The organism is Desulfonatronum parangueonense, from assembly GCF_054656975.1.
Window position 1 is genome coordinate 1,208,736 of sequence record NZ_BAAHXH010000003.1, and the last position, 26,802, is coordinate 1,235,537.

The window sequence follows — 26,802 nt, forward strand, 5'->3', positions numbered from 1 at the left end:
GGATAAACTAACTCATTGGTATCCCAGGGCGTTGCCCTGGGCTGTATTTGCCCCTCTTTCGGAGGGGCGCCCGTAGGGCGGGGTGGTTTAAAATTCCCCACCTTCGGAGGGGTACCCGAAGGGCGGGGTGGTTTTAAATTCCCCTCCTTCGGAGGGGTGCCCGAAGGGCGGGGTGGTTTAGGTAAAAAAGTAAGGACATGTAGCGTTTTTGTACTTCTCTTCGGCACCACCCCGTCAGGCTTCGCCTGCCACCCCTCCAAAGGAGGGGAATTCTTGACCCCGTGCCCGAAGGGCGGGGTGGTTTTAAATTCCCCTCCTTCGGAGGGGTGCCCGAAGGGCGGGGTGGTTTAGGTTGAAAAGTAAGGACATGAAGCGTTTTTGTACTTCTCTTCGGCACCACCCCGTCAGGCTTCGCCTGCCACCCCTCCAAAGGAGGGGAATTCTTGACCCCGTGCCCGAAGGGCGGGGTGGTTTTAAATTCCCCTCCTCCGGAGGGGTGCCCGAAGGGCGGGGTGGTTTTAAATCCCCCTCCTTCGGAGGGGTGCCCGTAGGGCGGGGTGGTTTAGGTTGAAAAGTAAGGACATGTAGCGTTTTTGTACTTCTCTTCGGCACCACCCCGTCAGGCTTCGCCTGCCACCCCTCCAAAGGAGGGGAATTCTTGACCCCGTGCCCTATCCTGATGGGTCATTAGCAAAAGTATCTAAATAACGTCTAAACACAATCACTCCACCCCGGCCTCGCGAAAAGCCGCGTCCACCAGGTCCTGCGCTTCCTCGGCCAGTTGATCCAGATGGGCCTGATCCCGAAAGCTTTCAATATAGATCTTGTAGATGTCTTCGGTGCCAGACGGACGGGCCGCGAACCAGCCGTTGGTGGTGACCACCTTCAGCCCGCCGATGGAGGCGTTGTTGCCGGGAGCGTTGGTCAGCACGGCCTGGATCGGCTCCCCGGCCAGGGTGTCGGCGCGGATCATTTCCGGCGTCATGGTCTTGAAGGCCTGCTTCTGGGCCAGTCCCGCCGGGGCCTGACGCCGCTCGTACACCGGCCGGCCCAGCTTGTCCGCCAACTCGTCGTAGAGTTCCTGGGGCGTCTTGCCGGTCATGGCCAGCATTTCCGCGGCCAGCAGATCCATGACCAGGCCGTCCTTGTCCGTGGTCCAGACCGTTCCGTCCATGCGCAGGAACGAGGCGCCGGCGCTTTCCTCGCAACCCAGGCCGAGGCTGCCCTCCAGCAGTCCGGGCACGAACCACTTGAAGCCCACGGGCACTTCATGCACCACCCGGCCCAGGGTTGAGGCCACCCGGTCCAGCATGGCGCTGGTGACCACGGTCTTGCCCACCCGCACGTTCTCGCTCCACCGCGAACGATGGGAAAAAAGATACGCTGTCGCGGCAGCCAGGTAGTGATTGGGATTCATCAGTCCGGCAGGAGTAACGATGCCGTGGCGGTCGTAATCCGGATCATTACCAAAGCACAGGTCAAAGCGATCCTTGAGCTTCAGCAGGCCGGCCATGGCATAGGGCGAAGAACAGTCCATGCGGATCACGCCGTCCTTGTCCAGGGGCATGAAGGCAAACCGCGGGTCCAGGACCTTGTTCACCACGGTCAGATCCAGGCCGTAGCGTTGGGCAATGGGTTCCCAGAAGGCAATTCCGGACCCACCCATGGGATCGACGCCCAGTCGCAGACCAGCCCGGGCAATGGCTGCCATGTCCACCACATTGGCCAGATCCGCCACATACGGGCCGACATAATCATATTCCCGGGTTGTTTCCGCGGCCAGGGCCCTGGCCAGGGAAATCCGTTGCACGCCGCGCAGGTTCAATTCCAGCAGTTCATTCGCCCTGCCCTCCACCGCCTTCGTGACATCCGTGTCCGCCGGCCCGCCGTGGGGCGGATTGTACTTGAACCCGCCATGCTCGGGTGGATTGTGGCTGGGCGTGATCACGACCCCGTCCGCCTGTTGCCCTGGGTTGTCCCGGTTGAAGGTCAGGATGGCGTGGGAGATCACCGGAGTCGGCGTGTAACCGAGCCCTTTGTGGATCATCACCCGGACCCCATTGGCCGCGAAGACTTCCACAGCCGTGGCCAGGGCCGCTTCAGACAGGGCGTGGGTGTCCATTCCCAGAAACAGGGGCCCCGCAATCCCGGCTTTTTGACGATATTCGCAAACCGCCTGGCTCACCGCCAGAACATGGGCCTCGTTGAAGGAACGGGCCTCGGCCACGCCCCGATGGCCGGATGTGCCGAAAGCGACGCGCTGTTCGGGCTGAGCCGGGTCCGGCTCCAGGGCATAGTATCTGGAAAGGCTCCTGGGAATGTTGGGCAGCATGTCCTGGGGAGCCGGCTGCCCTGCCAAGGGATGTACGGCCATGAATTGCCTCCTGGGAAGTATGGGTTCAACAAAGTTTCGGAGTTGGGGAGTTTGATCAAGCTTACAAGTCATTGAACCATGTCGAATGCTTCACGACCAAATGTCTCGATATGGAACGCAATGGCTGATTTCACGTCGGCCAGAGCCTCTTCGTAAGTGTCTCCCTGTCCGACCACTACGCCTTTGAACCCAAGGGGGTAGGCCACATATCCGTCCACATGTTTCTCAACGATCACCTTGTATTGATTCATCATGCCTCCCGGCTTTATCAAACTGGCCCATATTTTGTAATCCGACATGGAAGAATTCACAACCAAGGATGAGGTGATGATCGTCAATTACCCATGGTCGCCTTTGCTTCCGCCGGACAAACAGCAGCAGAATTCCGCTCAGAATGGTCCCCTTGATGCGGATGGGCGTCGGAATGCCGACTTTCTGTCTGAAATGCTGAAACTGTCGCTGAATACATCCGCCATCAAATCACTGGGCGATCTGCCCGGACTCGAGGTATCGCCGCTGGAGTCGTCTTTGTCTCGGATGAACCAAATGTCCCTGCCCAAGGTTGGCCAAGGCGGAAATCCGCCGCTTCCCCTTGCTCCGGCGAACGGATTGCCGCTGGATTCACCGGCTGCCCTGATGGCCTTGATCCAGGCAACCGTCGAACATCCGGCGCAGCCACCCTCGCCTGATCCGGCCAACTCGTCCAGCCTGCGCCGGGCCATTTCCGCCTATACCCCGCACTACTCCTCGGAAGGATTGCGCCAAAAGATTGACTTCTCCACTAAAAACGTCGCCGCACATCATGTTGCGTCGGAAAATCCTGCCCAAGCACCCGAAACCATGGCGCACCTCGACAAGAATCCTGCCCGGATACCCTTTCGAGAGCATGATCTTCCTCTCCCGCACCACGCGGACCGCATGCGCCCCATCGCCCCCCCCGCACAACCCGGTATCCTGGCGGCGAGATTTGAATCCGCCAATCGTCCGGACGCCATCGGCTACGATCGTCGCGGCGGCACCTGCTATGGGACCTACCAGCTCTCCTCCAGGATGGGCGGCATGGACAACTTCCTGAAATTCCTGGACACTGAAGCCCCCCAGTGGGCCAAACGTTTGAGGAACGCCGGTCCAGCCAACACCAAGGGGACCAGCGGCGCCATGCCCGCGGAATGGAAACGCATCTACCAGGAAGACCCGCGGCGTTTCGCCGACCTTCAGCACGCCTTTACCCAGAAGGCCTACTATGATCCGGCTGCCCGACTGGTGCGGCAGCGTACCGGCATCGATCCGGCCCAGGCATCCCCGGCTCTGCGGGAAGTTATCTGGAGCACGGCCGTGCAGCACGGCGTTCATGGCGCGGCCAACGTCTTCCAGCGCGCCCTGGATACGGCATCCGCCAACGGAAACTCCCCCTCGGAGAGCGAGCTGATCCAGGCCATCTACAATGAACGGAAGACCCGCTTCACCGGCTCCACCCCGGCAGTTCGTTCAGCGGTCCAATCCCGTTTCGACCAGGAAATGCAACTCGCCTTGGCCCTGCTTTCGGATGAACGGGACGTGCTTGTGTAAGGTTCCGATATCAGCATGCAAAGGTCTGTTCCCCCCGCGAATGGCGCAGATGCAGTTCCCCGAACGATGTGACGGAGTCCGATTTGGACCAGAGACCGCAATAGCCCTGGACCGCTTTCAAAGCATGATGTTCCAGAACAATTTGACCGTCCACGGAAGCTGTTAGCACCTGCTCCTCGATGCGAATGCCGAGGCGGTACCAATGGTCTGGATTCAATTCCATGGCCGTTTTGACCAGTTCCTTGGGGCGGCCCTGTTCAAAGACCAAGAGCATTGCATTGTTCTTCAGCGCATCGATGCGGAAGACGAAGTAGTTTCCCACATCGCGCAGTCCGAACACCACGCCGGCGGCCATGTCGATGCATCCGGATTCGCAGCGGACGGCAACCTCAAGTTCGCCGTCGGATAAGCGGCTGTCCTTGGCGATGGCCAGGGGAAAATAGAAGTAGGCCTTGATGGTTTCCAGAAAGGAGTGATAGCCGTCCCCCGTTACCCGCCCCATGAGGCAGGCCAGCCCGGATGAAACGGGATCGACCATCCGGGTTCCCGTCTGCCGGCAGATCGTTTTTCCATCCTCCCCATGGCGCGTCCAGTGACCTTCCCGAACATAGAAATTCCTGACCCCCTCTTCAGGTTGGCCGACCAGAAAATCATATTCCCCGGCAAAAAACATTTCCGCCAGCCGGTGCACGTCCGACTCATCCTTCAACGCCACGTCCAGCAAGCGGCTGCAACCCAGAAGCCGTCCCACCAGATCCAGCTTTTCCCGCAGAACCCGTGCATCAAATCCCTTCAGTACGGCGGATATGTAGTCGCCCTTCAGATCGGTCTGAAATTCCAGCCGCTCCAGAATTTCCGCCAGCAGGAGAACGCGCAGGGACTTGCCGAAGTAGCTTCCCGCGCCGCCGGAAAACTGGAAGGAAATAATGTTCTGCGATCCTTCATCGGTACAGATCGCGTCCAGATTGGCATAGTGATACCCGAATTTGGCATTCAGGTTCAAATAGTCCCCGGCGACCAGGGCAAAGCTGTCCTGTCCCACGGCTTGTCGCGCATGGCCCATGGAGTCGCTGCTCATCAATGCCGCCAGATTGCGCGGCGTTGGGTCCACCGCGCTGGTCCAGTTCAACCCGGGATGCGTCAGACCGTTCCATAATGCCCGCAGAGGAACCGAGCGAATGTCTTCCGGAGTCACCGTGTCGCAGTCCGTCAAACCTTCCCGCAGACCGCCCCCGAGATCGATCAGACGGATGCGCAGCGGGATATCCGCCGTCAGTATTGCGGCGGGATGCCGGTCATGGGCCTGCTCATCTCTGGAAACGGCGAACATCTCGGCGATGCTTTTTTCGTGCAGATAGCGGATCACATCGTGGATGGTCCGGCAGTATTCAGGAGTGAACGCCTCGGACTGGGGATCGAGCAGATTTAACGGGGTGATCTTCTCCAGGATCTCTTCCAGGCGACGCTGCATGGGGCCATGCATCGCCCTTCCCATGCCTTGATTTTTGGCCGCGTCCACCCATTCCTGGATCCGCCCCTGGTAGATCGTGGTTGTCCCGGCGTCCAGGGTTACTTCCAGGCCCGGTTCGATCCGCGTCGCGGCCTCCCCTGCGTCCACAATGGCCGGAACCCCGTATTCCCTGGCCACCGAAGCCAGATGGCTGCCCACCCCGCCCGTTTCCGTCACCAGGCCCTGGATGCGATGCATGTACCGGGCATAGTCCGGCGATGCATTCCGGACCACCAGAATCGCCTTCTCCGGCATCCGCTCCATATCCGCGGGATTACCGGGCAAGAACGCCGGTCCCGCGGCAATGCCCGCGGAAGCGGTCTTCCCGGCGCTGAGCAGCACCGGATGCACCGCGTCATCGACCCCGGCCCTGGAAGTCTGGTCGCTTTCAACCACCTTCAAGGGACGGGACTGCAACAGCAGCATGCGGCCCTGCCGATCCTCGGCCCACTCGACATCCTGGGGGGATTGAAAATAGCGTTCCAGCCGGATCACATGCCGGGCCAGCTTTTGGATGCGGGCGTCGGACAGAGCCGGCTTTTCCCGAAGGTTGCCTTCCACGTCCGCGAGTTCGGTGCCGCCGTTGGACCGCAAGCGCAACTGACGTGATTTGCCCACCACCTCCCGCCGCAAGATCGAGTGATCCGCCTTGTCCACAACGTAGACATCCGGTGAACTCACTCCGCTGACCAGCGTCTCACCCAGCCCCAGGACCGCGAAGATCATCACAACGTTGGAATCCATGTCGTCGGGCTTCGGAGCATCCTTCGCAAGGTCTCGATCGCGTTGTTCTCCTGCTGGATTCACGGAATAGGCCACGCCCGCGGCTCGCGCATCCACCATGGCCATGACCAAGGCGCACATGGGAGTTTCATCGTCCCCGAGCTGGTTGTGCAGGCGATAGGCGATGGCCCGGGGACTGTATTTTCCGGCCAGAATCTGCCGATAGCCGTCCAGAATCCGGCCCCTCTCCACCCCCAGCACCGTGACGTACTGCCCGGCAAAGGATATCCGACCATCCTCGCCCACGGCGCTGCTGCGCACGGCAGCCAGGAAAGGCTCCCCGTGCTGTGTTTCCAACTCCTGCCACGCGTCCTCCATGGCCTGGGCCAACGGTCGGGGAACCTCAGCTTCCAGAATGGCCTGCCGCAGATTCTCGCTGACCTGCTCCAGCGCGTTCGTCGCATCCGGATCGAGATCGATCAGGGCTTCCCGGATGCGTTCCTGGAGTTGATTTTCGCGCATGAACATCCGGAATGCCTCGGCGGTCACCACGAATCCCGGCGGAGCCGGAATATCCATTTGGGTAGCCATGATCCCGAGGTTGACGGCCTTGGCCCCGGCAAAGCTGATCATTTCCGACGTCACCGCCCGCAAAGGCAGCACAAGTTCCTTGCGCTTTTCGGCCAGAGGCCGCAGTTCCAACAGAACCTCCCTGCCGATCCGTTCCAACAGTTGCCCCAACGGTGCGTACTTGTCGCCGCCCAGAGCCTCCATGGACGAAACCATGGCTCTCACGGAAACAAGCAGCCTGCCCAGGTATTCATGCACGTCCGCCGACCGCAGAGACCGGCCGCTCCGGTACGCCTGATCCACTTCCGCCATGGCTTCCAGGGCATCGGAATTATGAACCAGAAATTCCTGGAAGTGCTCGTATGACCTGGCATGGTCCGAGACCGAGTCCGCCAACGGCCTGCATGTTTCTCGACGATCTGCCATGTAGAAATCCTCTCCTGAACCGCCCCCCGCACTCATTTTGCCTGAACATTTGCATCACTCGGCTTTGGCTATGTGTCTGGGCAAAGTGAGTGCGGGGCAAGCTACTCCCGCTGGTCGCTCAAGGCTCCAAGTTCACCAAGTAAAGTATAATTTAAAAGCAGGGTAAACATTCACCACATCATCCGTATGGTCATAAATCCGCACTGGATACCGGCTTTCGCCGGCATGACTGACGTGGAAACGGGTTCTTCAATATGTCATTCCGGCGAAAGCCGGAATCCAGGTCTTTTTTCTGACTTTGCTGAATAGTTACAAAGCAGGTAAAAAACTGCTTGCCAAATAGTTGGCTCCCCCTGACTGGGTATTTCCCTATTCGCCTTCAGGCGAGGAGCCTTTTGACTTCCGCATCTTTCAAGCGGAAGTCAAAAATCTTCGAATCTTTCTTCTTGGCGTCCCCCGCGGCTTAAGCGAAGCGGGCGGTTCAGAATTCATAATTATGCTCCAGCCGGATGAACCGACTTTTTCACCAAGCTCGGCTACGCCATATCGCGCATCGAACCAAAAAACGCCTCCTGATCCCAGTCGGAGCCGAGCATGGTGTCGATTTCGGAGAAAAAGCCGTCCCAGCCGGAAATCTCCCCGAGTTTTGAACCGTTCTTGAAAACCTTGAATCGTGTCCCTTGCGGGCATTTGGTCATGTTGATCTCCACGCTGGTTCCGGAAGGCATCTGTTCGGTCCAGTGGGCGGACCAGGATGTGCGGTCTCCCTCGGTCTTTTTGTACTTCTCAAAAAACGCTTCAAATACGCTGACTATTTCATCACGGTCCATGGTCCCTCCTTTGCTGTTGCCGCCAAACCCGAATCCATGCCGTACCTGCTGTCCTGCCTTCCAAGGCGGCATGATTTGCTCCGCCAGTACATCTTTGTCCGTATAATGCTGGATGTTTTCATAAAACAGGCGCATACTCAAGACTTCAATGTGTCCATATCTCAGCCACCGGGAGGAAGATCACCATGGAAACGAAATCCTGCGTCGGCTGCGGCTGGTGCTGTCTGACGGACCAATGCATGGAGTCGCACCGCAAACACGGATACCTGCCCCGCTGCCCCGAGGTGTTCTGGGACCAGCTTCAACAGCGGTATCAATGCTCCATGATGCTGGACCCGGTCCAGGGCCGCGCTTCACGCAAGGCTCTGCTCCAGGGAAAAGGCTGCTGCGCACCGCTGAATCCCTGGCGAGACGACGTGCACAACCGTGACGATCAGCCGATTCGCCCTTGGGAGACAATCAAGCCGACTGCACAAACTTCAACCAAAGGATGAACAAATGAAACAATGCATCGCATCACCAAACGCCCCCCAGGCCATCGGCCCCTATTCCCAGGCAGTGCGTGCAGGCAACATGCTCTTTCTTTCCGGCCAGTTGCCTCTGGACCCGGCGACCATGCAGTTCGTTCCCGGCGGCATCTCCGAACAGACCAGGCAGGTTCTGGTCAACGCCAAAACGATTCTGGAAGCCGCCGACTGCACTTTGGACAACGTGGTCAAGGCCACGGTTCTGCTCAAGGACATCGACGATTTTGCGGCAATGAACACAGTGTACGCCGAATTCTTCACAAAAGACCATCCGGCCCGTTCCACCTTCCAGGTTGCCAAGCTGCCGTTGGACGCGCTGGTGGAGATTGAATTTGTCGCGGTGGTTGCTGAGTAAGTGCGCACTCATGACACTCCCTCATTTAAAACTGCCAATTCCCCGTCCAACCTCGAAAGCCAAAACCCCTTGCAGGTCCAGTCAAGTCACCGGCTAAGCCGGTGATGACGAGCAGATATTCCAACCCCCTAAAGTTTTTCCTCCTTCCGTCGATAGAGAGTTTAACACTGAGCGGCTGCACTCATGGGGGTGCGGATCATGTCCATGATGGACGGTTTGACGCTCAGGCAAGGAAGCCAACATTACGCAAGGAGGAAGTATCATGCTGAGTATTAACACCAATCTTATGGCGCAGAATACCGCTCGGAACTTAAGCAACAGCTATGCGGCTCTGGGCACTTCAACCCAACGCCTTTCATCGGGTCTGCGCATCAACAGCGGTGCCGACGATGCCGCAGGCTTGGCAATTCGTGAATTCATGCGCGCGGAAATCGCTTCGCTAAACCAGGGCATCAGAAATGCAAACGATGCTATTTCCATGATCCAGACGGCCGACGGCGCCCTCGCCGTTATCGACGAAAAGCTGATCCGAATGAAGGAACTCGCCACCCAGGCCGCAACTGGGACGTACAACTCGGACCAAAGATTGATCATTGATTCCGAGTACCAAGCCATGGCTTCGGAAATCACGCGTATTGCAAATGCAACGAAGTTTAACGGCATCTACCTTTTGAATGGCAATCTTTCTGGATCTGGTGATAATGTAGCTACAGCAAATCCTCACCTCTGGGGAGAGGCGCATAATGGCTCTGAACTTAAATCCACAGGCCCATTAAAAGTACACTTTGGTCCAAGCAATAACAGTTCTGAAGATTACTACTACATTGCAATTGGCATATCTACGGCCTCGGCACTTGGGCTCGGCAACAACTCCGATGCCAATCGCGCATCTGGCAAATTCAACGGAGAAGATGTAGAGGATGACGCTGGATTCTCTATCTCAACCCAACAAGGTGCCCAAAATGCTTTAGAAGCGCTTGAAGTGGCAATATTGTCGAAGGACAACATCAGAGCCAGCCTTGGAGCTCTCCAGAACCGACTCTCCAACACTATCACCAACCTCCAGATTCAGGCTGAGAACATCCAGGCTGCGGAATCGCGCATTTCCGACGCTGATGTTGCTCAGGAAATGACACAATTCGTGCGTAACCAGATTCTGACTCAGGCTGGTGTGGCCATGCTCGCCCAAGCCAACAACCTGCCCAGAATGGCTATGCAGCTCATCGGCGGATAAAAACACACGCATCCTTAACAAATAGGCCGGGCACCATAAGGGTCCGGCCATTTTATCAACAACTAACGACTTTCATATTTGAGAATATCACTGGTAAAGGCTGTTATCTTCTTGAAGAACTACATACCTTATGCCACTGGTTTTGCGCCTGCGAAAACGACTGAACCCAACTCCCGACTTCTGTCCCAACCCTACACAATAGCATGTATTTTGCATAAGAATATGCACTAGAATATAACGGCATTATTTTCCGCAAGGTGCACTTATGGATACAGAAGCTCTTTTATCGGGACAGATCAGTTTCACCGGCCTGGGCTCCGGCACGGACTTCAAGACCATGATCGACCAGCTCCTCAAGCTGGAACAGCGTCATACCGTCCGTCTGGAACTGTGGAAAGCGGAATGGGAGGCAAAGCAGGTCGGATTTCGTGAGCTGAATTCCAAGATGCTCTCCTTGCGGACAAACCTGCAAGGGATGAACACCATGAGTCGGTTCATGGTCAAAGGAGCAGACAGCATTAACACAAACGTGCTGACAGCCACGGCTACGGACAAGGCTCAGGTTGGAACCCATTCCATCACAGTCAATCAACTGGCCCAGAATCACATCCTCACCACCCGCGAGCCCGGGCCGGCATCCCCGACCGCGGATATTACTGGCGGCCTCAGCTCAGAGTTTTCATATACCTACAATGGAAAAACCCGGGTTTTAACGATTCCCTCTGGAACGACCCTGGAGGCCTTGCGCAACCTGATCAACTCTGATCCGGAAAATCCGGGAATACGGGCCGGCATTATCAAGAATGCCGACGAAGATTATCGCTTGCAACTGCGCGGCATGGATCTGGGAGCCGGTAAGGATGTCATCATTGAAGCGAGCACACTCGCGGGATATGAGGCTACTGATTTTGTGACAACATTGACGGCTCAGAACTCGCAAATCAAAGTGGACGGATTTCCAGCCGACCCAGACTTTTGGATCGAACGATCCACAAACTCCATCTCCGATTTCATCGAAGGCGTCACCCTCACCTTGCGCGAGAAGGGCGCCACAACCCTGAACATTGCAGTGGACAACGAGAAGATCAAGGACAACGTCCGTGAGTTCGTCAACCAGGTGAATGAGGTTCGGCAACAGATAAATGAACTCACCAAGGTTGATACAAGTGGGAACGGCTCGATCCTCACCGGCAACTACGCCATTCAGATGATCGATTCCCGGCTGAAGTCCATTCTGGCGGTGAAAGGCATTGGGTTCGACGTGAATAACGACGTGTTCAGTTCCTTGTCCATGGTCGGCATCACCACGGATGCGGAGCAAGGTTCGCCCACCTTCGGCATGCTCAAGCTCGACGAAGCGGTTTTGGATCATTCCTTGCGCAACCGTCCAGATGCCTTGGCCCGGGTTTTTGCCGCGGACTATATCGGGTCAAGCGATTCACAGCACTTCCGGTATCTATCCAGCGTTAACGGCGTGACCAAAGGCGGCGAGTATGCTGTGGAGTACACTGTCAGCGGAGGGACCATCATCAATGCGACCATCAACGGCAATCCGGCCAGTTACAGCGGCAACGGCGAAATAACCGGCCAAAGCGGCAAGCCTGAGGCCGGTATGGTAATCAAGGTTGACGATTTGACCACGGATGGAACGTTCACGGGAAATGTTTTCTTGAAATACGGCAAGATCCCCGAACTGGCAGATGCGCTCAGGGATTTGACGGATGCTTCATCCGGTCCCTTGAAAATTCTTGAAGAGAATTACGACGACATCACTGAGGGTATTGATCGGAAAATCGATTTTGAACAAAGGCGCATTACCCGTCTGGAACGAGATTTGCGCAATCGTTTCGCTCGGCTGGAAACACTACTTGGCTATTACGACCAGCTCGGTCAGGCAATGAATTCCCAGTTGGGCGCGCTCCGGACCGATAGCTAATAATCCGTAAAAATTGGACGATCATCGGGAGAGTTATGTACAACGCAGCAAGAGCCTATTTGCAGACTCAAGTCACGACGACCAACCCTGGTGACGTTGTCGTCCTGCTGTATGAAGGCGCCATAAAGTTTTTGCAGCAGGCCAAGATCAAAATGGCTGAGCGCGACATGGAGCAAAAAGGGATCCTGATCTCCAAGGCTCTCGACATTATCGCTGAACTCGACGGTAGCATTAACACCCAGAAGGGAGGCGAACTGGGAGAGAACCTGCACAAGCTGTATTTCTTCTGCAACACACGGTTGCTGCAGGCGAACCTGCAGCTTGACCCGAAGCTTGTGGATGAAGTGATCACCATTCTTTCGGGTCTGAAGTCCGCTTTCGAGGAAATCAAGAACCAAAATCATACGCCGATGCAGTCCGGCGCTTTCGAGATGAACACGTCCACCTCACAAAATATCCCCATGCCCACGACGACTCCGACTACGAGCATGAGCTACGCCCGTAACGCCTACAAGTAGAAGCCGCAAACAAGCTTTATCCTGAGTTTCCATGTAATGCACCTTGCTTGATTCTCTCCGCCGGAAGGGCTAAATATGCGGATATTTTCTGAACGCCTGTTTCCGAGGAATCAACATGGAGATAACCTGTCCCAAGTGCGGCTTTACCCGAAATATCCCGGATGAAAAAATTCCGGCACGTGCCGAAATAGCCACTTGTCCGAAATGCAAAGAGAAATTCCAATTTCGAACAACGACTGAAACCCTTCCCCCACCGCTTCTCAGTGAAAAAAGCCAGGATCAGGACCCATCGCCGCCGGTGGACCCTGAGGTACCTGAAAACGACTCGCCCCGGAAAACGTCCCAGACGCAGGAATCAGAAAAAGCGGGTGCAGGCAATGGGGATTTCTGGGACAGCCTCGCCTCCATGGGGTCCCCCCACCAGGAAACCCGGCATGACCACGACTCAGACGTCACACCCAATGGGGAAATTGAGGTCCCTTGGGAACGTCTGGATATTCACGGCTTTTTTCCCGGGATGTGGGAAACCATCAAGCGGGCCATGCTCCGCCCGGTCGGCTTTTTTCAGGCCATGCCGGTGGGCTCGGGCCAGATAAAGCCCCTGATTTTCTACCTCTTGATTGCCTTGTTCCAGATTGTCATGCAAATGCTCTGGGAGATGACCGGGGTGGCACCAGGCATGGCCGGCGATGGTGAAGCCATGGGCGCCAACATGCTGATGCTTCTTGTGGGCTATCCGGCCATATTAACTGTTCTTCTGTACATTATGGCCGTACTGGTCCATGCATGCCTGAATCTCGTCGGAGGCGCCACGCGTGGATTTGAGGGAACTTTTCGGGCACTGACCTACGGCAGCGCCCCCATGGTCATGACCATTGTTCCAGTTATCGGGCCGTTGATCGGCGCAATTTGGTCGCTGGTGGTGACGTTTCTCGGCTACAAGCACATTCACGGAACAACGACGGCCAAGGTTATCCTGGCCATGCTGCTTCCGTTGATCCCATTTGTCCTCATCCTGGCCGTGGTCATGAGCATGGCCCAAAACAGCGGCGTGCCGACCTTCTGATTTTTAAACTCGCTTTGTTTTTGGAGATTCATCATATGTTCATTTCCTGGTTGAAGAATAAATGGTCCGCCTACAGGGAAAACCACGAAATCTCCAGGCAAACCAAACCCGAGGCGCTGCTGGATCTTTCCAGGGAAGTCCGGGCTCTGGCTGAAGCCGTAAATCGTTTCTGGGTGAACGAACCCAAACACAGGGACAGACTGCTGAAAATCGAACAGGAAATGAAAATACTGGAAAAAATTATCGAGCGCCCGAACTTCCGTCTGGTTTCAACCGAAAAAAGAATCCAGTTGCGGGAAAACCTTATTGAATCACGAGAGCATCTCCTGGAGGCAGTCAAGGAGGCGCCGACTGCATCCCCCTTGCCTCAATGATGCTTGTAACGCAAAAGACATTATGTCCCCGGCAGCATCCAGTGCCAGTAACAGTGACCTGTACAGTTTACATTCATGAACACCTCAAGGCGATTGATTCGCTCAGGAACTTATTCACTGACCGCATGACATGTTGATCACAGTCAGAATGAACCGACCGATAAAGATCAGTTGTGGTAGACTTTGGACTGGTTGGCCATCAGGGAAAAGCTTCAGCATGCGCTCACTCTTTATACTTGTTGCACTGATCCTGGTCCCGCTCCTGGGGCTGATGCTCTCTGGTTGCGGTTATGTCGAGCGAGTGGGCGATTACTGGGAGCCGCGAATCGGCCCTCAGGAGGTCACCACCGACGCACCGGTATTCCGTAATGCTCCGGTCATTTCTCTTTATCCCACGAACACGCCGGCAGCACCTCTTTCCGCGATCCTCTATCCTCCCCGTGTCACCCAACCTGTCGACAATCCTCTTGTTCTTGGACGCGCTCTGGGGCGCATATTCTGGCAAACCTGGAACCAGGCCCTGGTGTTTCCAACGCTTGTCTACGAGGAGGAAACTCCGTGGCCCGGGCTGCCTCGAGCTCTGGCCCGAGCTCGAGCCCTGGATGTGGACCTCATCATTCGCGCGGAGATTCCCTACTTTCTGAGCGGGGGGTCCAGAGGCACCACGGCAATCAGCCTGTTCACGGAAATCTTCGAGGTGGAAGGCGGTCAGCGAATCTGGATCATGGAACACTCCGGGCGCATGGAACCCCAACCCCGCCGCGACTTCATCATCGCCCACCACACCCGCCGTATGCCCGTGGAACCAGTCTATTCCATCATGACCCTCCTTGCATGCGATCTGGCCATGCATGTCGGGCAATGGAACAATGGCTGGGAAGTCAGGCCTGAGTGCAGGTGATGCATCCGGAAGTCATTGCAAAAACTCCTCACGTCCCACCATGCACGTTGAATTGCCACGGATCAGCCTTTGTACCTATACTTATAATGACGCCCGTCTGGTGCGCGAATTGTTGGCAACTCTTCAGGGCTGGACAGTCAAACCCTCAGAAATCATCATCGTGGACGACGGATCCGAACCAGCCTTCGGAATTGATGCCGAGACGACCTCAGGCCACATCCCGTTTCGTATCCTACGACATCAGACAAACTTTGGTTGCGCGGCAGCAAAGAATGCCGGCATTACGGCTGCTCAAGGAGAGTATGTCTTGTCGATGGATTGCGATATCCGTCTACCCGCGGATTGGCTTGAATCATGCCTGCCATACGCGGCTCGGAAAGATATCGGGCTAATCGGAAGTTCCATTGTCTGTAACGCCGGCAACAGTTTGACCGGACGATACCTCAGGATGTTCCATGGTCATCCACAATCCGGTTCGATGGACTTTCTGACCGGCGGGATCTGGTTTCTTCGCAAAAAGATTTGGAGGGAAAGTGGCGGATTGAGCGAATACCGGCACAGAACGCATGAGGATCATCACTTTTGCAAAAAGCTTCGCCAGATGGGCTATCTTCTGTATGCCCCTCCGAATCTTCAGGCAACACAAGTCCGCAAACTTTCGCTGAATGCGTTGATCATGAGACAATGGGCTTGGTTTGCCGATCATGAGATGGGGAAACTGAAAAAAAGTTCGTCGATGGAAGTATGCGTGGTTTTGTTCATGCAGGAAATGCTGCACCGCATCAATCACGTCTTGAACAACAAAGATCCTGCTCTCATCTATATCGAGTTTTTGTACATGTCCCACGTCTTTCTCCACCTCATGGATCAAGCATCGCTATTGGGCATCGACGAACCTCTTGCCGACAGGGTTTTCTTCCTGACCTCGATGAAGGAATTGTTTCAAGTCACACCACCTGTTGCTTTCCCATTTTTTTCAGGATCTTCGCGGTCTCGGTCACCTGATTGAAAATGGCAAATTTCAGGGAAACGGCAGCACGGCATGGAATGAAGTCCTGCAGGTGTTCAGGCCGCTCGAACAAAATGGCATCCTGCAACATGTCGCAAACTCCTTGAATCCCTCCGCCACAGAGTCGTTCGACTTCTCATTCTATGGATCCTCAGCGCAATAGATGATCCATCAATGTCTATCGTCGGTTGGTTCTTCGATTGAGCCCTTACAAGCCCGGATTTCGTACTGGAAAGCCTGACAGGATTATGCAAAATTCCCTCGATCATGCGGACGCCTTGTTCAGGAGCGGCAAGTTTCATGAGGCCGTGGACCAGTACATCGAGGCTTTGAAACATTCGCCAAATGATGCCAGGTTGTGGGCTAATCTCGGCAACGCATCGTGCGAATAACCGGCAAACGATATCAACCACCGGCAAACGATATCAACCAACCAGGAACCGGGGAAGTACGACATGAGGAAGATGTTCATGACCATGATCAACCTGAGAAACATTGATCGGGTTGCGACAGATCTCGTGAACCGTTTACTTTATATTGTGTTGCAAAACGATCTTGGGATTCAGGCGCCACAATCACTTGAAAGTCGACTCACGGATTTCAGGAACGAATGTTTACAAAAGGCGCATCAATCCCATATGAATGGCGATTTGCCTCTGGCTCGCGAAAAATATCTCCTCACCTTCGTTTTCCAGCCGCGCAATCCGGATGTCGTCCACCTGCTGGGCGTTTTATACAGCCAGCAGGGCAAATATGCCATAGGCCTGGAACTTCTTAATCATGCCCTGGCATTTAATCCGGAATCACCTCCACTGCTCTCGAATATCGCACAAGCATACAAAGGTTCTGGTTATCTTCAGAAAGCGGCAGCCTACTACCAGCAGGCTTTGCGCTGTGATCCGACGTTTCATCCGGCACGGGCGGGTTTGACCAGAGCGCTGGAGCGGCTAGCCGATCAGGCCCATGCAGCCGGAAAACGCGAGGAAGCTGTTGCATGGTACTCAAAGGTTGTGGAATTTGACCCGCGAAGCTCCCAGAACCTGAACAACATGGCCGTCGTGCTTCAGGAGATGGGGCGCATTGACGAGGCTCTGGAAGCGTATCGCAAGGCAACCATCGCCTCCAACCACAATCCGGCCGTACACAGCAACTACCTTTTGGCCATGAATCTTTGCCTGGATATTTCTCGCCAATATTATTTAGAAAAAGCCAAGGAATACGGAAGCCGGCAACATCATCCCGCCCCTTGGCCCATCGTGTCGGCAAAAGATGAGACACCTTTGCGGTTGGGCTACATGTCTGCCGATTTCAGTGGCCATGCGGTCAGCACTTTCATCTTGCCACTTTTGGAATGTCATGACCCGACTCAAAGCACAACCATGATTTTCTGCAATGCACCGGTGGATGCGCAAGTTGCAGAACGCCTCAAGGTTGTGGGAGTGGATGTTTTTGAAATCACTGAACTGAACGACGAGGCAGCCCTGAATCTGATCCGTCGTCAAAAGCTCGACATACTCGTCGACCTTTCAGGACATACGGCCCGAAACCGTTTACCGCTGATGGCGCATCGCGCAGCTTCCGTTCAGGCAGTATGGCTGGGATACTTCAACACTACGGGTGTTCCCGCCATGGACTACCTGATAGCTGATGAACGATGTTGTCCACTGGGGGAAGATCATTGGTTCACGGAAAAAATAATACGTCTTCCGGGCAGTTTTTTTTGCTACACTCCGCCGGATCACGCTCCTTGTCCGGCGAAGACAGCCCCTTGCCTTGAAGGCAAACCCTTCACCTTTGGCTGTTTCAACGAGGCTCAAAAACTTGGACCAAAGGTGATCAGTGTTTGGTCCAAAATCCTGCGTGCTTCAGCGACTTCTCGACTGTTCCTGAAAGCCAGGGCGTTCTCTGATCCAAGCGTTTCACAAAGATTCATACGTCTTTTCAAGGACAATGGCGTGCCCGAAGAACGGTTGTTTTTCGAAGGCACGAGCCCGCATCACCAATATCTGGCCTCCTTCAAACGTGTTGATCTGTGCCTTGACCCTTTTCCCTACAATGGAGGAACAATTACGTGCGACTCCATGCTCATGGGAGTTCCGGTTTTAACGCTGGTTGGCGAGACGATGGTCAGTCGAATGGGTTACTCCATTCTTCATGCTGCGGGGATCAAAGATGCGATCTGTCACTCACTGGATGAATACATTGCGAAAGCTGTTCGCTACTCAACGAAGAGCACTGAATTTATAAAGGCGCGTTCAGAGTTGCGATCCAAATTCTTGCATTCGGAATTATGCAATAAGAAAAAATTCATGATGTTCTTGATCGCTGCTTTTAACAAAATGCTCAGAGATCGCGAAAAAACATCTTAATATACTGATGAACATCAATAATGAATAACATATATTACTTTTGTCCCGAGATAGACTCGCCATGCGGCGGTGTCCACAGAATATATCTTCATGTATTCTGGCTTAATGCGCATGGATTCAAGGCACATATCGTACATCAAAGCAATGTCTATGCTGACATTGACGTGCCGATCATCACCCAGAATGACTTACTGATCGGCAAAGAGGACGCTGTTGTTTTTCCAGAGGGGAATGATCTGAAGGAACTGAATAAAATCACATCTCGAAAATGCTTGTTTATCCAAAGCCTTGCGGGACTTTTTGAAAACACTTCGCTTCGGGATTGGAAGGACTGTCCTCCGGACCATGTCATCTGCTGTTCCAAGGTTATCCAGGAAACACTTTTTTCCGTTACAGGAATCAACGGCGTCCTTGTTCCAAATTCGGTTGACGGTAAAATGTTCAAACCACGAAAGAAAAAATACACCGTGGCGTATATTCCGTACAAGGCTCCGGAACAATATCGATTCGTTATCGAAAATGTCCAAAAGACCGGAAAATATGATCACTATTCGCATTTCAGGAGATAGCCCACGAAAATTCCACGAGACTCGCGGAAAATACTTGGTGAATCGGCCATCTTTCTATCTGGGCACCATTGAGGGATTTGGCCTGCCAGCCCTTGAAGCGATGTCTTCAGGTTGTCTCGTGGTCGGTTTCTCCAATTATGGAGGACAGGAGTATGCCACAGACAAAAACGGACTCTGGTGTCGACAGGGTGATCTGCTTCAAGCGGCTAGGCGCCTGGATGAAGCCTGTAAAATCATTGTCCGAAAAGGAGAACAAAACTATCTCCAGCAGGGAAGAAAAACGGCTATGCGATACAGTCCTGAATTATCACGCGCAGCCTTGACATCCTTTTGGGGTGCAATAGGCAATACATGATATTGCATTCTTTTATATCGTTAAGTGCTGCAAATACCTCATTCCATAGTTCGCTCCGCAATAGGCGTCAGATTTCCACTGAAACCATCCGCAAACTCATATACAGCCGTTATATGTTGAATCAACTGTAGTTGAAGCGCGAAATGGCTTGAGAATATAAACGCAGGTATCTTTCAGCCATTCTGGTACTGGTAAAGTTCCTCAGGACATGATTCCGGCAAATTTTGGTTGAATCGTCTCAATCATGCCCAGTTGCTCAATTGCTGTGACGGTTTTTGAGCCAGAAACCCTGATTTTCCATGAACAATGAAACTTCTGGAAGCGTTCCGTTCATTGTCTCAAGGACAGAGGTCCCGCTGACTATTCACCTCGGTGGAAACCAACCCAAATGGTTCCGGCCAGGGTGACGGAAACATCAAAGCCTTGGCATCTGTCGGAATACGCGCTTTCTCCTGCCCGCCAACAGGGCTAAGAATTCGTTTTCTTCAACAGTTGACGATGGAGTTCCCTTTCATGAAATATGGGATCAAGAAAATCTCCGGCAATGATCATTCTGCTGCCGCTTTGCTTGACTATTTTCAGAGCAGGTTGCAACCCCTTGACGTTCCAGTCGACCTTTACGATAAACAACATATAATCCTGCTTTTGCTCTCAGGAGAGGCATACACTTCCCTTCCGGTATAGTGAAATCGATAACCCTGCACCGTTTTCAACAAAGGTTTGCCGATGAGAGTGGCACACTACGAGCGAAAACATGCAAATGTGCATGGAAACCTACCCCACGCTCCCGAACAACGTCCTTGCCAGCTCTTGCACATTGCCCAGGCCTTTCGGGTTGTCCGCGCCGCGAGGTGTGAGGATGGGGGTGTAGCCGAGACGGTCGGCTTGACGTTTGCGGACGTCCTGGGCCAGGACGGGGCGGATTTGGCCGTTCAGATCGACCTCGCCCCAGAGCACGGCGCGTTCCGGCAAGGGCTTGTCCAGGAAGGAGGAAAGCACGGCGGCCACGACTCCGAGATCGAGTCCTGGGTCCTGCAGGCGAAGACCGCCGCCGATTTTCGTGTAAATGTCGAATTGTCCCAAAGGCAGGCGCAGGCGCTTTTCCAGAACGGCAAGCAGCAGGTGCAGACGGTTGGCGTCGAAGCCGAGCACCGTCCTGCGGGGCATGGGCAGGAAACTCTTGGTGGCCAGGGCCTGGACCTCCACGGCAAAGGGGCGATAGCCGTCCAGAGCCATGACCAGGGCCGCTCCGCTCAAGCTGGCGTCCCGATCCCCCAGAAAGTACTCCGAGGGATCCGGCACCACGGTCAGCCCCTGCTGCTCCATCTGAAAAACCAGCAGCTCGTTGCTGGGACCGAAGCGGTTCTTCGACACGCGAAGCAATCGGAACATGTGTTGGCGGTCGCCTTCCAGGGAAAGCACCGTATCCACCATGTGTTCGAGGAGCTTTGGTCCGGCAATGGAGCCATCCTTGGTCACGTGTCCGACCAGGATCAGGCAGACCCCATGCCCCTTGCAGGCTTCAACCAGCCGCGTGGCCACGGTGCGCACCTGGCTGACGCTGCCTGGCAGGCCGTCGGATTCATCCGAGGAGATGGTCTGGATGGAATCCACCACCAGCAATGCCGGCGCATCGGACTGCAGCACCAGAGGAAGCACGTCCTCCAGGCGATTGGTGCTCAATGCCTTCAGAAGCGCCGCAACCGAACCCAGACGCTGGGCCCTGGACTTGATCTGGCCCAGGGATTCCTCCCCGGAAACATAGACGACCTGCCGCCCGGCCTTGGCGGCCTGGGCGGCCAACTGCAATAACAGGGTGGATTTGCCGATACCCGGCTCCCCTCCCAGCAACATGGAGGCGCCAGGCATCAGCCCATTTCCCAGGAGTTCATCCAACCCCGGCAGACCGGTTTTCCAGGACTCAGCTGCGGCTTCGGCTTCATCCGTCAGGCTGACGGGCTTGAAGCTCGGAATATGCCCCGGCTTCACGGGAGCGCTTTTTGCCGCCTCCCGGAGGGAGTTCCATCCCTTGCACTGGGGGCATTGACCTTGCCACCGGGGAGTTTCGGCTCCGCAGGCAGAACAGACGTAGGCGATTTGGCGAGGCTTCATGAAGGTGTCGATATCCGGCCGCGAAAAGCTGCCGTCACGGCCGGCTACTGTGGCGGATGCCGGGCTTCAATGACTTTCAGCCCATACTCCTGAACAGTTTCCGGCGGATTGGGAAAGACAACCATGAACTGCACATCCATGCCGGGACGCAAGTTCGTATTGTTGCTCAGGATGCCGACTCTGGCCTGAAGAGCTGCTTCCAGCTCCTGTTCAGAGAGAATCTGAAGCTGAAAAAGCGAAACCGAATTCCCTGCCAGAAACTCCTTGCGCTCCACCACATGCCCTTCCTCGTCGAAAAGCGTGGCTTCGATCTTGAAAAGTTCCATGGGAATGGGAAAATCATTGCGCGCCTTTCCTTCAATGACAAACAACTGACCAATTTTTTCGTTGGACACGAAGTACTGACGGACATTTTGCAAGGATATCAGGTGAACCTGGTCCGGTCCGAGCACCTCCGGCGTCCGCGCCTCTTCGGCGGGCGGGGTCCCGAACCAGGAAGCAAAAATATTCTGACCATCCTGGCGCGAAAACAACAAAACTCCAAGGCCGATGATCACAATCCCCAGTGCGACGAAAACCAGCGTCAGCGCCCTGCTTTTCGGTTCTTCCGAAGTCTGGATCTCCAGAGAAATATCTGAAGAATGGGAGTCCGAGGCTGCCCCACCGGTTTTGGTCTTCTTGCCGCCAATGCCTGGCTCGTCAATATCCTTGAGCCAATCGAATTCGGCATCAAGATGATGGTCCGGCTCTGATTCGTGGTCCGACGGCGGGGTGGCGAAAAAAATATGGCTGCAGCGGATGCAGCGTACTTTTGCCCCATCGGTTCCGAGCACGGCAGCATCGAGATTATATTTTGTATCGCAATTGGGGCAGGTTACGATCATTGTGCTTCCTCTCTGGTTGCCTCTGGGGCCGGTTTCGCTTCGTTGAGGGTATAAACCGCGGGCAAATGTCTATAACGCTCCGCATGGTCCAATCCATAACCAATTACGAACCCATCAAAGAGGGTGAAGCCCGGAAAATCGACAGTCACGTCGACTTCCCGGCGCTGATGCTTGTCTACCAGAGCACAGACGCGCAGGCTTTTTGCCCCGCGCATCCGCAGAACGTTCAACAGATACCGCGCGGAATGACCGGTATCCACAATGTCGTCCACGACAAGCACATGTTTGTCGTGAACCGGCAATTCCATATCCTTGGTAAAGAGGATGCGGCCTTTACGGGTGGTTTGTCCGCCATAGCTCGCCAAACGCACAAAATCCACTTCCGGTTCAATGGACAAGGTGCGTACCAGATCGGCAAAGAAAATAAAGGCTCCCTTGAGCACGCAAACCATGACCAGAGGTTCATTGCCATATTGCTCGGAGATGGCCGCTCCAAGTTCCTTGACCCGGGCGGCAATAGCTTCACTGCTGATTATCATGTGCTTGGATGGAGTCATGATGCGCTCGTTGCTCGATTAACGTTACATTTCAATGCTCATGGCGATTTCGTCGCAATCCGGAAACTTGGGGCAGTGCAGACAGTCAGCCCAGACCTTTTGCGGCAGATTGTCCTTGCTGACCACCTGGAACCCGAGCCGCTCAAAAAAGTGAGCCTGATAGGTCAGGGTGAAGACGCGAAAAATGCCCAGGGTGATGGCGTCGCTCAGGCAGGCCTCCACGAGTCTGCGTCCCCAACCCTGACTGCGACATTCGGGCGCCACGGCCAGAGAGCGGACCTCAGCCAGATCATCCCAGGTGATGCTGAGCGCGCAGCATCCCAGAATTGCTCCCTGATCCTGGGCCAGCACGAAAAAATCCCGCAGATGGCTGTAGAGCTGATTGTAGGACCGAGGCAACAGCAAGCCCTGCTTGGAACAATCCATGAGCAGGGCGTGGATGGTGCGAACATCCTGGATGCGGGCCTTGCGAATATAGATGCCGGAAGATGCGGTCATGGAACGGCTGAGAGATTGTCAATATTTTGGCACAGCGTATCATGGGGTGTCAGCCCCTCTTCCACGATTTGCAACTGTCCGGCGACATCATAAATGAACAACATGGGGATGGTCTGTACTCCCAGCTGCTCGGCCAAATTTTCCTCAGCCAGATAGACCGGGTAATTGAGAGGATTGTTTTGCAAAAAAGTCGCCAATGTATCGGGATTGAAGTCCAGGGAAATGCCGATCAGGGTTAGATCCTCAGTGGTAAATGCGTCACGGCATTTTTTCAATTCCGGCAGCTTTTTGCGACAGGGGCCGCACCACGTTGCCCAGAAATCAACAACAATCACCTTCCCCTTGTTTTTCTCCAGGAATTGCTTGTAGTCCGACAGATCCATTATCGGCAGAGACTGAGCCAAACTTGGCCGCGGGCAGAGGAGCACGCCAAAAAGCAGCAGGATGCAAATCAATAGTTTTTTCATATTATATCCACCAATAATCATGTCGCCGATTTGCCGGCGCGACATGAATCGATTCAGAGATGTTCATTGCCCGGCACCCTGAAGATTAATCACACCTTGCGGTAAAGTCACGAGGCAGCAGCCTGGTCTTGGATGGTCTCTTCCAGGAGCCGCGCGGCAACGCGGACTGCCGCAACGGCGTCAGGAGCATATCCGTCAGCACCGATCATATCGGCAAATCGTTGGGTTACCACGGCTCCGCCGACCATGACCTTGGCCTTGATTCCAAATTCCCGCACCAGTTGGACAGTGTCCTCCATGCGGACCATGGTCGTGGTCATCAGCGCGGACAAGCCGATCAGGCCGGCCTGCTTTTCCCTGGCTGCCTGAACAATGGTTCGAGCCGGGACGTCCTTGCCCAAATCGTGCACTTCATAACCCATGTTGCGCAGCATCAGGCAGACGATATTCTTGCCGATGTCATGAATATCGCCTTCCACCGTGGCCATGACGATGGACGCTCTCTTTGCGTTGCCGGCCTGTTCCTGGAGCAGAGGCGTCAATCGATCAAAGGCCTTCTGCATGGTTTCCGCTGAGAGTATCAATTGCGGCAGAAAGAACTCCCGACTCTCATAGCGCCGCCCGACTTCCATGATTGCCGGGATCAAATGCTGGTCCAGCAGCTCGCCGGCTCGGTCTCCATTGTTCAGGGCCTGTTCCAGCAGCTCCAGGATATGTTCCTTTTCTCCCTGGATGACTGCCTCGCCCAAGGTTCCGACTTCCTTTCGCGGGGCTCCGGCGCTCACGATGCTGCTGTCCGCCTTGCCCGTGGTTGAACCGTCGCCGGCCGTCCAACCCGAATAATTCCGCACGAACGCCTTGGCCTGCGGGTCCCGGGCCAGCAGAACCTCCCCGGCTGCAAGGGCCTCCTTGACCCGCCGCGCCCCGGGGTGGGCAATGACGGCACAAAGCCCGTGGGACATGGCCATGGTCAGAAAGGTGCTGTTCAGCAATTCCCTTGCCGGCAGGCCGAAGGATATGTTCGACAGCCCGACCACCGTGGGCAGATTCCACTCCTCCCGGCAGGAACGAATGGTCTGCAGGCAGTGTTTCGCGGATTCCGGCTTGGAGGACACGGTCAAGGCCAAGGCGTCCACCAGGATCAAATGCCGCGGGATTCCCAGATCCTCGGCTTTACGGAGCAGGGATTCGACGATTTTCAATCGCTGGTTGGACGTTTCCGGTAAGTCCCGGCCGGCCAGCGGCAGAAGAACAAAGGGTGCGCCAAACATCTTGCAAAGCGGCCCCAGGCTTTCCATGCGGCCGGTTTCTCCGCTGATGGAATTGACCAGGGCCGAGCCTGGATAGCATTCCAGCGCTGCGCCGATGGCTTCCGCCTTGCTGGAGTCAATGCTCAAAGGAGCCGGAAAGCGTGCGGCCAGCCTTGAAACCAGCTCCGGCAGCAAGTTCTCCTCTACGACCATGGGCGCCCCGACATTGACGTCCAGTATTCCGGCCCCTTGCGCTATTTGCTGCCCGGCCATTTCCATGGCCAGGGACTGCTCACCGGCTTGAAACTGGGCCGTCAGCTGTTTCTTGCCCGTGGGATTGATCCGCTCGCCGATGATGACCACCGGTTCATCAAGGCCGATACAGACCGACGTTGATCGGGAGGTGAGCACCATATCCGGATTGGATGTCGGCGACTGAAGTGAAATGCGTACATCCCGTAAGGCCTCGACCATGGCCCGGACATGCGCCGGACTGGTGCCGCAGCAACCGCCGACTCCTTGAACGCCCAGCGCCGGAAACCGTCTCATCCGTTCGGCAAATTCTTGCGGTTGCAGGGGGAAGACCGTTCGCCCGTCCTCCAGAATCGGCAGGCCGGCATTGGGTTGGACCAAAAGAGGTGTTCTCGCCCGCGGCAACATGGCCCGAACGATTTCCTCCAGGCCTTCCGGCCCGAGACTGCAATTGGTGCCGATCAGGTCTACGCCGAGGTTCTGCATGGTATCCAGAAACGTCAGCGGCGAGGTGCCGGTCAGGCTGGTACCGGACTCGAAGGTCATGGAAACGGCCACGGGCAGATTGCAAACCCTACGTGCGGCAACCACCGCGGCCCGAATCTCCCCGAGATCAAACTGGGTCTCGACAAGGATCAAGTCCGCACCACCCTGGGCCAGACCGGAAATCTGGCGGGCGAAGGCATCCACCAGTTCCGTGAAACCGGCCTTGCCCAGCGGAGCCAGCAGTTCGCCTGTGGGCCCCACACTGCCGGCCACGAACCCCCTGCTTCCCGCCACGCCCCGGGCCACCTCGGCCATTTTGCGGTTAAAGGCCTGGGGTTCCAGGGAGTGAGGCAACTTGAAGCTGGTTCCGCCAAAGGTGTTCGTGGTCAGGAACATGGCTCCGGCCTGCAGATAATCCGCATGAATGGCGGCGATCAATTCTGGATGCCGGTCGCCGAACTCTTCCGGAGATTGCCCCGGTTGCAGGCCGCGATCCTGCAACTGGGTTCCCATGGCTCCGTCAAACACAAGAATGTTGTTGTCCCGGATCAAGGACCGAACCTTGTCGTTCATGTTGTCTTGCTCCAGCTACGCTGGTGGTTATGGTTGTTGGACGTTGAGAATCTCAATAAAATCAGAAAATGATAGCGCAACGGCTTGCGGTTGCGAGGCCTGCGAGGAAGTTTCAATCCGGCCAAACCCGGGCGAACAAGCCGGGAGAACAAATCTGCCCTGGCCCTTCTGTGCTGAAAGGTGCCAAAACACAGGAAAACCTGCAAAACGAGGACTTACTGAAAAACATTGAAAAGGACAAATAAAAAATATAAGATCCATGATCATACCGCGAGACTTTGTCCACCGCACTCCTGCCACATGCACGAATACCGTTCGCACGGCAACTCACTGTGCAACTCGCCGTGGCTTATGAATGCATCGATCATTTGGAGGGTCAGCCTCGCCGCAAACTCTCTGCCCGTTTGAGGTAACGGGTAGATCCGAGCAATTGGCATTCGCGGGCGCCCCCGGGTGAGGTTCGTATGAGACTGCATCCACCGAGACACCACCGCAAGCAACCCGACTC

Annotated in this window: 25 protein-coding genes; 14 read left to right on the forward strand and 11 right to left on the reverse strand. The window is 55.3% G+C overall.

Annotation, left to right across the window (positions count from 1 at the left end):
- Positions 1-721: 721 nt before the first annotated feature.
- Both pgm and ACYQ15_RS05715 read right to left on the reverse strand, forming a co-directional pair.
- A complete protein-coding gene (gene pgm, locus ACYQ15_RS05710) occupies positions 722-2,374 on the reverse strand; it encodes a phosphoglucomutase (alpha-D-glucose-1,6-bisphosphate-dependent) (RefSeq protein WP_459936562.1) in 1,653 nt (550 codons plus the stop codon).
- Between the two features lie 68 nt (positions 2,375-2,442).
- Positions 2,443-2,628 carry a type II toxin-antitoxin system HicB family antitoxin gene (locus ACYQ15_RS05715; RefSeq protein ID WP_459936563.1) on the reverse strand — a complete coding sequence of 62 codons (186 nt, stop codon included), beginning with the start codon at positions 2,626-2,628 and terminating at the stop codon, positions 2,443-2,445.
- A gap of 43 nt (positions 2,629-2,671) precedes the next feature.
- Here ACYQ15_RS05715 and ACYQ15_RS05720 point away from each other — a divergent pair, with 43 nt between their 5' ends.
- Positions 2,672-3,943: a VgrG-related protein gene (locus ACYQ15_RS05720; protein WP_459936564.1), complete on the forward strand. Its 1,272-nt coding sequence runs from the start codon at positions 2,672-2,674 to the stop codon at positions 3,941-3,943.
- A gap of 10 nt (positions 3,944-3,953) precedes the next feature.
- Here ACYQ15_RS05720 and ACYQ15_RS05725 read toward each other — a convergent pair whose 3' ends face one another.
- A complete protein-coding gene (locus ACYQ15_RS05725; RefSeq protein ID WP_459936565.1) occupies positions 3,954-7,172 on the reverse strand; it encodes a PEP/pyruvate-binding domain-containing protein in 3,219 nt (1,072 codons plus the stop codon).
- 536 nt (positions 7,173-7,708) lie between these two features.
- On the reverse strand, positions 7,709-8,074 hold the full coding sequence (locus ACYQ15_RS05730) for a hypothetical protein (RefSeq protein ID WP_459936566.1): 366 nt from the start codon (positions 8,072-8,074) through the stop codon (positions 7,709-7,711).
- A 113-nt stretch (positions 8,075-8,187) separates the two neighbouring features.
- On the opposite strand from ACYQ15_RS05730, the gene ACYQ15_RS05735 reads away from it, so the two are divergent.
- The 13 genes from ACYQ15_RS05735 to ACYQ15_RS05795 all read left to right on the forward strand — a co-directional run bounded on the left by ACYQ15_RS05735 (position 8,188) and on the right by ACYQ15_RS05795 (position 19,215).
- Positions 8,188-8,496 (forward strand): hypothetical protein, encoded by a 309-nt coding sequence (locus ACYQ15_RS05735; protein ID WP_459936567.1) that lies wholly within the window; start codon positions 8,188-8,190, stop codon positions 8,494-8,496.
- Between the two features lie 4 nt (positions 8,497-8,500).
- Entirely contained in the window at positions 8,501-8,884 is a 384-nt protein-coding gene (locus ACYQ15_RS05740) for a RidA family protein (protein ID WP_459936568.1), read from the forward strand.
- Positions 8,885-9,143: 259 nt separating this feature from the next.
- Positions 9,144-10,118 (forward strand): flagellin N-terminal helical domain-containing protein, encoded by a 975-nt coding sequence (locus ACYQ15_RS05745; RefSeq protein ID WP_459939550.1) that lies wholly within the window; start codon positions 9,144-9,146, stop codon positions 10,116-10,118.
- A gap of 265 nt (positions 10,119-10,383) precedes the next feature.
- On the forward strand, positions 10,384-12,054 hold the full coding sequence (gene fliD / locus ACYQ15_RS05750) for a flagellar filament capping protein FliD (protein ID WP_459936569.1): 1,671 nt from the start codon (positions 10,384-10,386) through the stop codon (positions 12,052-12,054).
- A gap of 35 nt (positions 12,055-12,089) precedes the next feature.
- Complete coding sequence (gene fliS, locus ACYQ15_RS05755; protein ID WP_459936570.1) at positions 12,090-12,572, forward strand: flagellar export chaperone FliS; 483 nt, start codon at positions 12,090-12,092, stop codon at positions 12,570-12,572.
- Positions 12,573-12,687: 115 nt separating this feature from the next.
- Positions 12,688-13,638 carry a YIP1 family protein gene (locus ACYQ15_RS05760; RefSeq protein ID WP_459936571.1) on the forward strand — a complete coding sequence of 317 codons (951 nt, stop codon included), beginning with the start codon at positions 12,688-12,690 and terminating at the stop codon, positions 13,636-13,638.
- A gap of 35 nt (positions 13,639-13,673) precedes the next feature.
- A complete protein-coding gene (locus ACYQ15_RS05765; RefSeq protein WP_459936572.1) occupies positions 13,674-14,012 on the forward strand; it encodes a hypothetical protein in 339 nt (112 codons plus the stop codon).
- A 217-nt stretch (positions 14,013-14,229) separates the two neighbouring features.
- Entirely contained in the window at positions 14,230-14,913 is a 684-nt protein-coding gene (locus ACYQ15_RS05770) for a hypothetical protein (protein WP_459936573.1), read from the forward strand.
- A gap of 40 nt (positions 14,914-14,953) precedes the next feature.
- On the forward strand, positions 14,954-15,922 hold the full coding sequence (locus tag ACYQ15_RS05775; RefSeq protein ID WP_459936574.1) for a glycosyltransferase family 2 protein: 969 nt from the start codon (positions 14,954-14,956) through the stop codon (positions 15,920-15,922).
- A 248-nt stretch (positions 15,923-16,170) separates the two neighbouring features.
- Entirely contained in the window at positions 16,171-16,314 is a 144-nt protein-coding gene (locus ACYQ15_RS05780; RefSeq protein WP_459936575.1) for a tetratricopeptide repeat protein, read from the forward strand.
- Between the two features lie 78 nt (positions 16,315-16,392).
- On the forward strand, positions 16,393-18,291 hold the full coding sequence (locus tag ACYQ15_RS05785) for an O-linked N-acetylglucosamine transferase, SPINDLY family protein (protein WP_459936576.1): 1,899 nt from the start codon (positions 16,393-16,395) through the stop codon (positions 18,289-18,291).
- 20 nt (positions 18,292-18,311) lie between these two features.
- Positions 18,312-18,860 carry a hypothetical protein gene (locus ACYQ15_RS05790; RefSeq protein ID WP_459936577.1) on the forward strand — a complete coding sequence of 183 codons (549 nt, stop codon included), beginning with the start codon at positions 18,312-18,314 and terminating at the stop codon, positions 18,858-18,860.
- Complete coding sequence (locus tag ACYQ15_RS05795) at positions 18,832-19,215, forward strand: glycosyltransferase (protein WP_459936578.1); 384 nt, start codon at positions 18,832-18,834, stop codon at positions 19,213-19,215. Before ACYQ15_RS05790 ends, ACYQ15_RS05795 begins: the two co-directional genes overlap by 29 nt.
- A gap of 468 nt (positions 19,216-19,683) precedes the next feature.
- On the opposite strand, the gene ACYQ15_RS05800 is transcribed toward ACYQ15_RS05795, so the two are convergent.
- From ACYQ15_RS05800 to ACYQ15_RS05830, 7 genes are all read right to left on the reverse strand, one after another.
- Complete coding sequence (locus ACYQ15_RS05800; RefSeq protein ID WP_459936579.1) at positions 19,684-19,848, reverse strand: hypothetical protein; 165 nt, start codon at positions 19,846-19,848, stop codon at positions 19,684-19,686.
- Between the two features lie 141 nt (positions 19,849-19,989).
- A complete protein-coding gene (gene radA, locus ACYQ15_RS05805) occupies positions 19,990-21,327 on the reverse strand; it encodes a DNA repair protein RadA (protein WP_459936580.1) in 1,338 nt (445 codons plus the stop codon).
- Positions 21,328-21,371: 44 nt separating this feature from the next.
- A complete protein-coding gene (locus tag ACYQ15_RS05810; RefSeq protein ID WP_459936581.1) occupies positions 21,372-22,211 on the reverse strand; it encodes a DUF3426 domain-containing protein in 840 nt (279 codons plus the stop codon).
- Positions 22,208-22,768: a hypoxanthine phosphoribosyltransferase gene (gene hpt, locus ACYQ15_RS05815; RefSeq protein WP_459936582.1), complete on the reverse strand. Its 561-nt coding sequence runs from the start codon at positions 22,766-22,768 to the stop codon at positions 22,208-22,210. The genes ACYQ15_RS05810 and hpt overlap by 4 nt, the downstream gene beginning before the upstream one ends.
- A gap of 24 nt (positions 22,769-22,792) precedes the next feature.
- Complete coding sequence (locus ACYQ15_RS05820; protein ID WP_459936583.1) at positions 22,793-23,266, reverse strand: N-acetyltransferase; 474 nt, start codon at positions 23,264-23,266, stop codon at positions 22,793-22,795.
- Entirely contained in the window at positions 23,263-23,733 is a 471-nt protein-coding gene (locus tag ACYQ15_RS05825) for a TlpA family protein disulfide reductase (protein WP_459936584.1), read from the reverse strand. Before ACYQ15_RS05825 ends, ACYQ15_RS05820 begins: the two co-directional genes overlap by 4 nt.
- A gap of 107 nt (positions 23,734-23,840) precedes the next feature.
- The gene (locus ACYQ15_RS05830) at positions 23,841-26,294 is read right to left on the reverse strand and encodes a homocysteine S-methyltransferase family protein (protein ID WP_459936585.1); all 2,454 of its coding nucleotides are present in this window, start codon (positions 26,292-26,294) and stop codon (positions 23,841-23,843) included.
- Between the last annotated feature and the right edge of the window lie 508 nt (positions 26,295-26,802).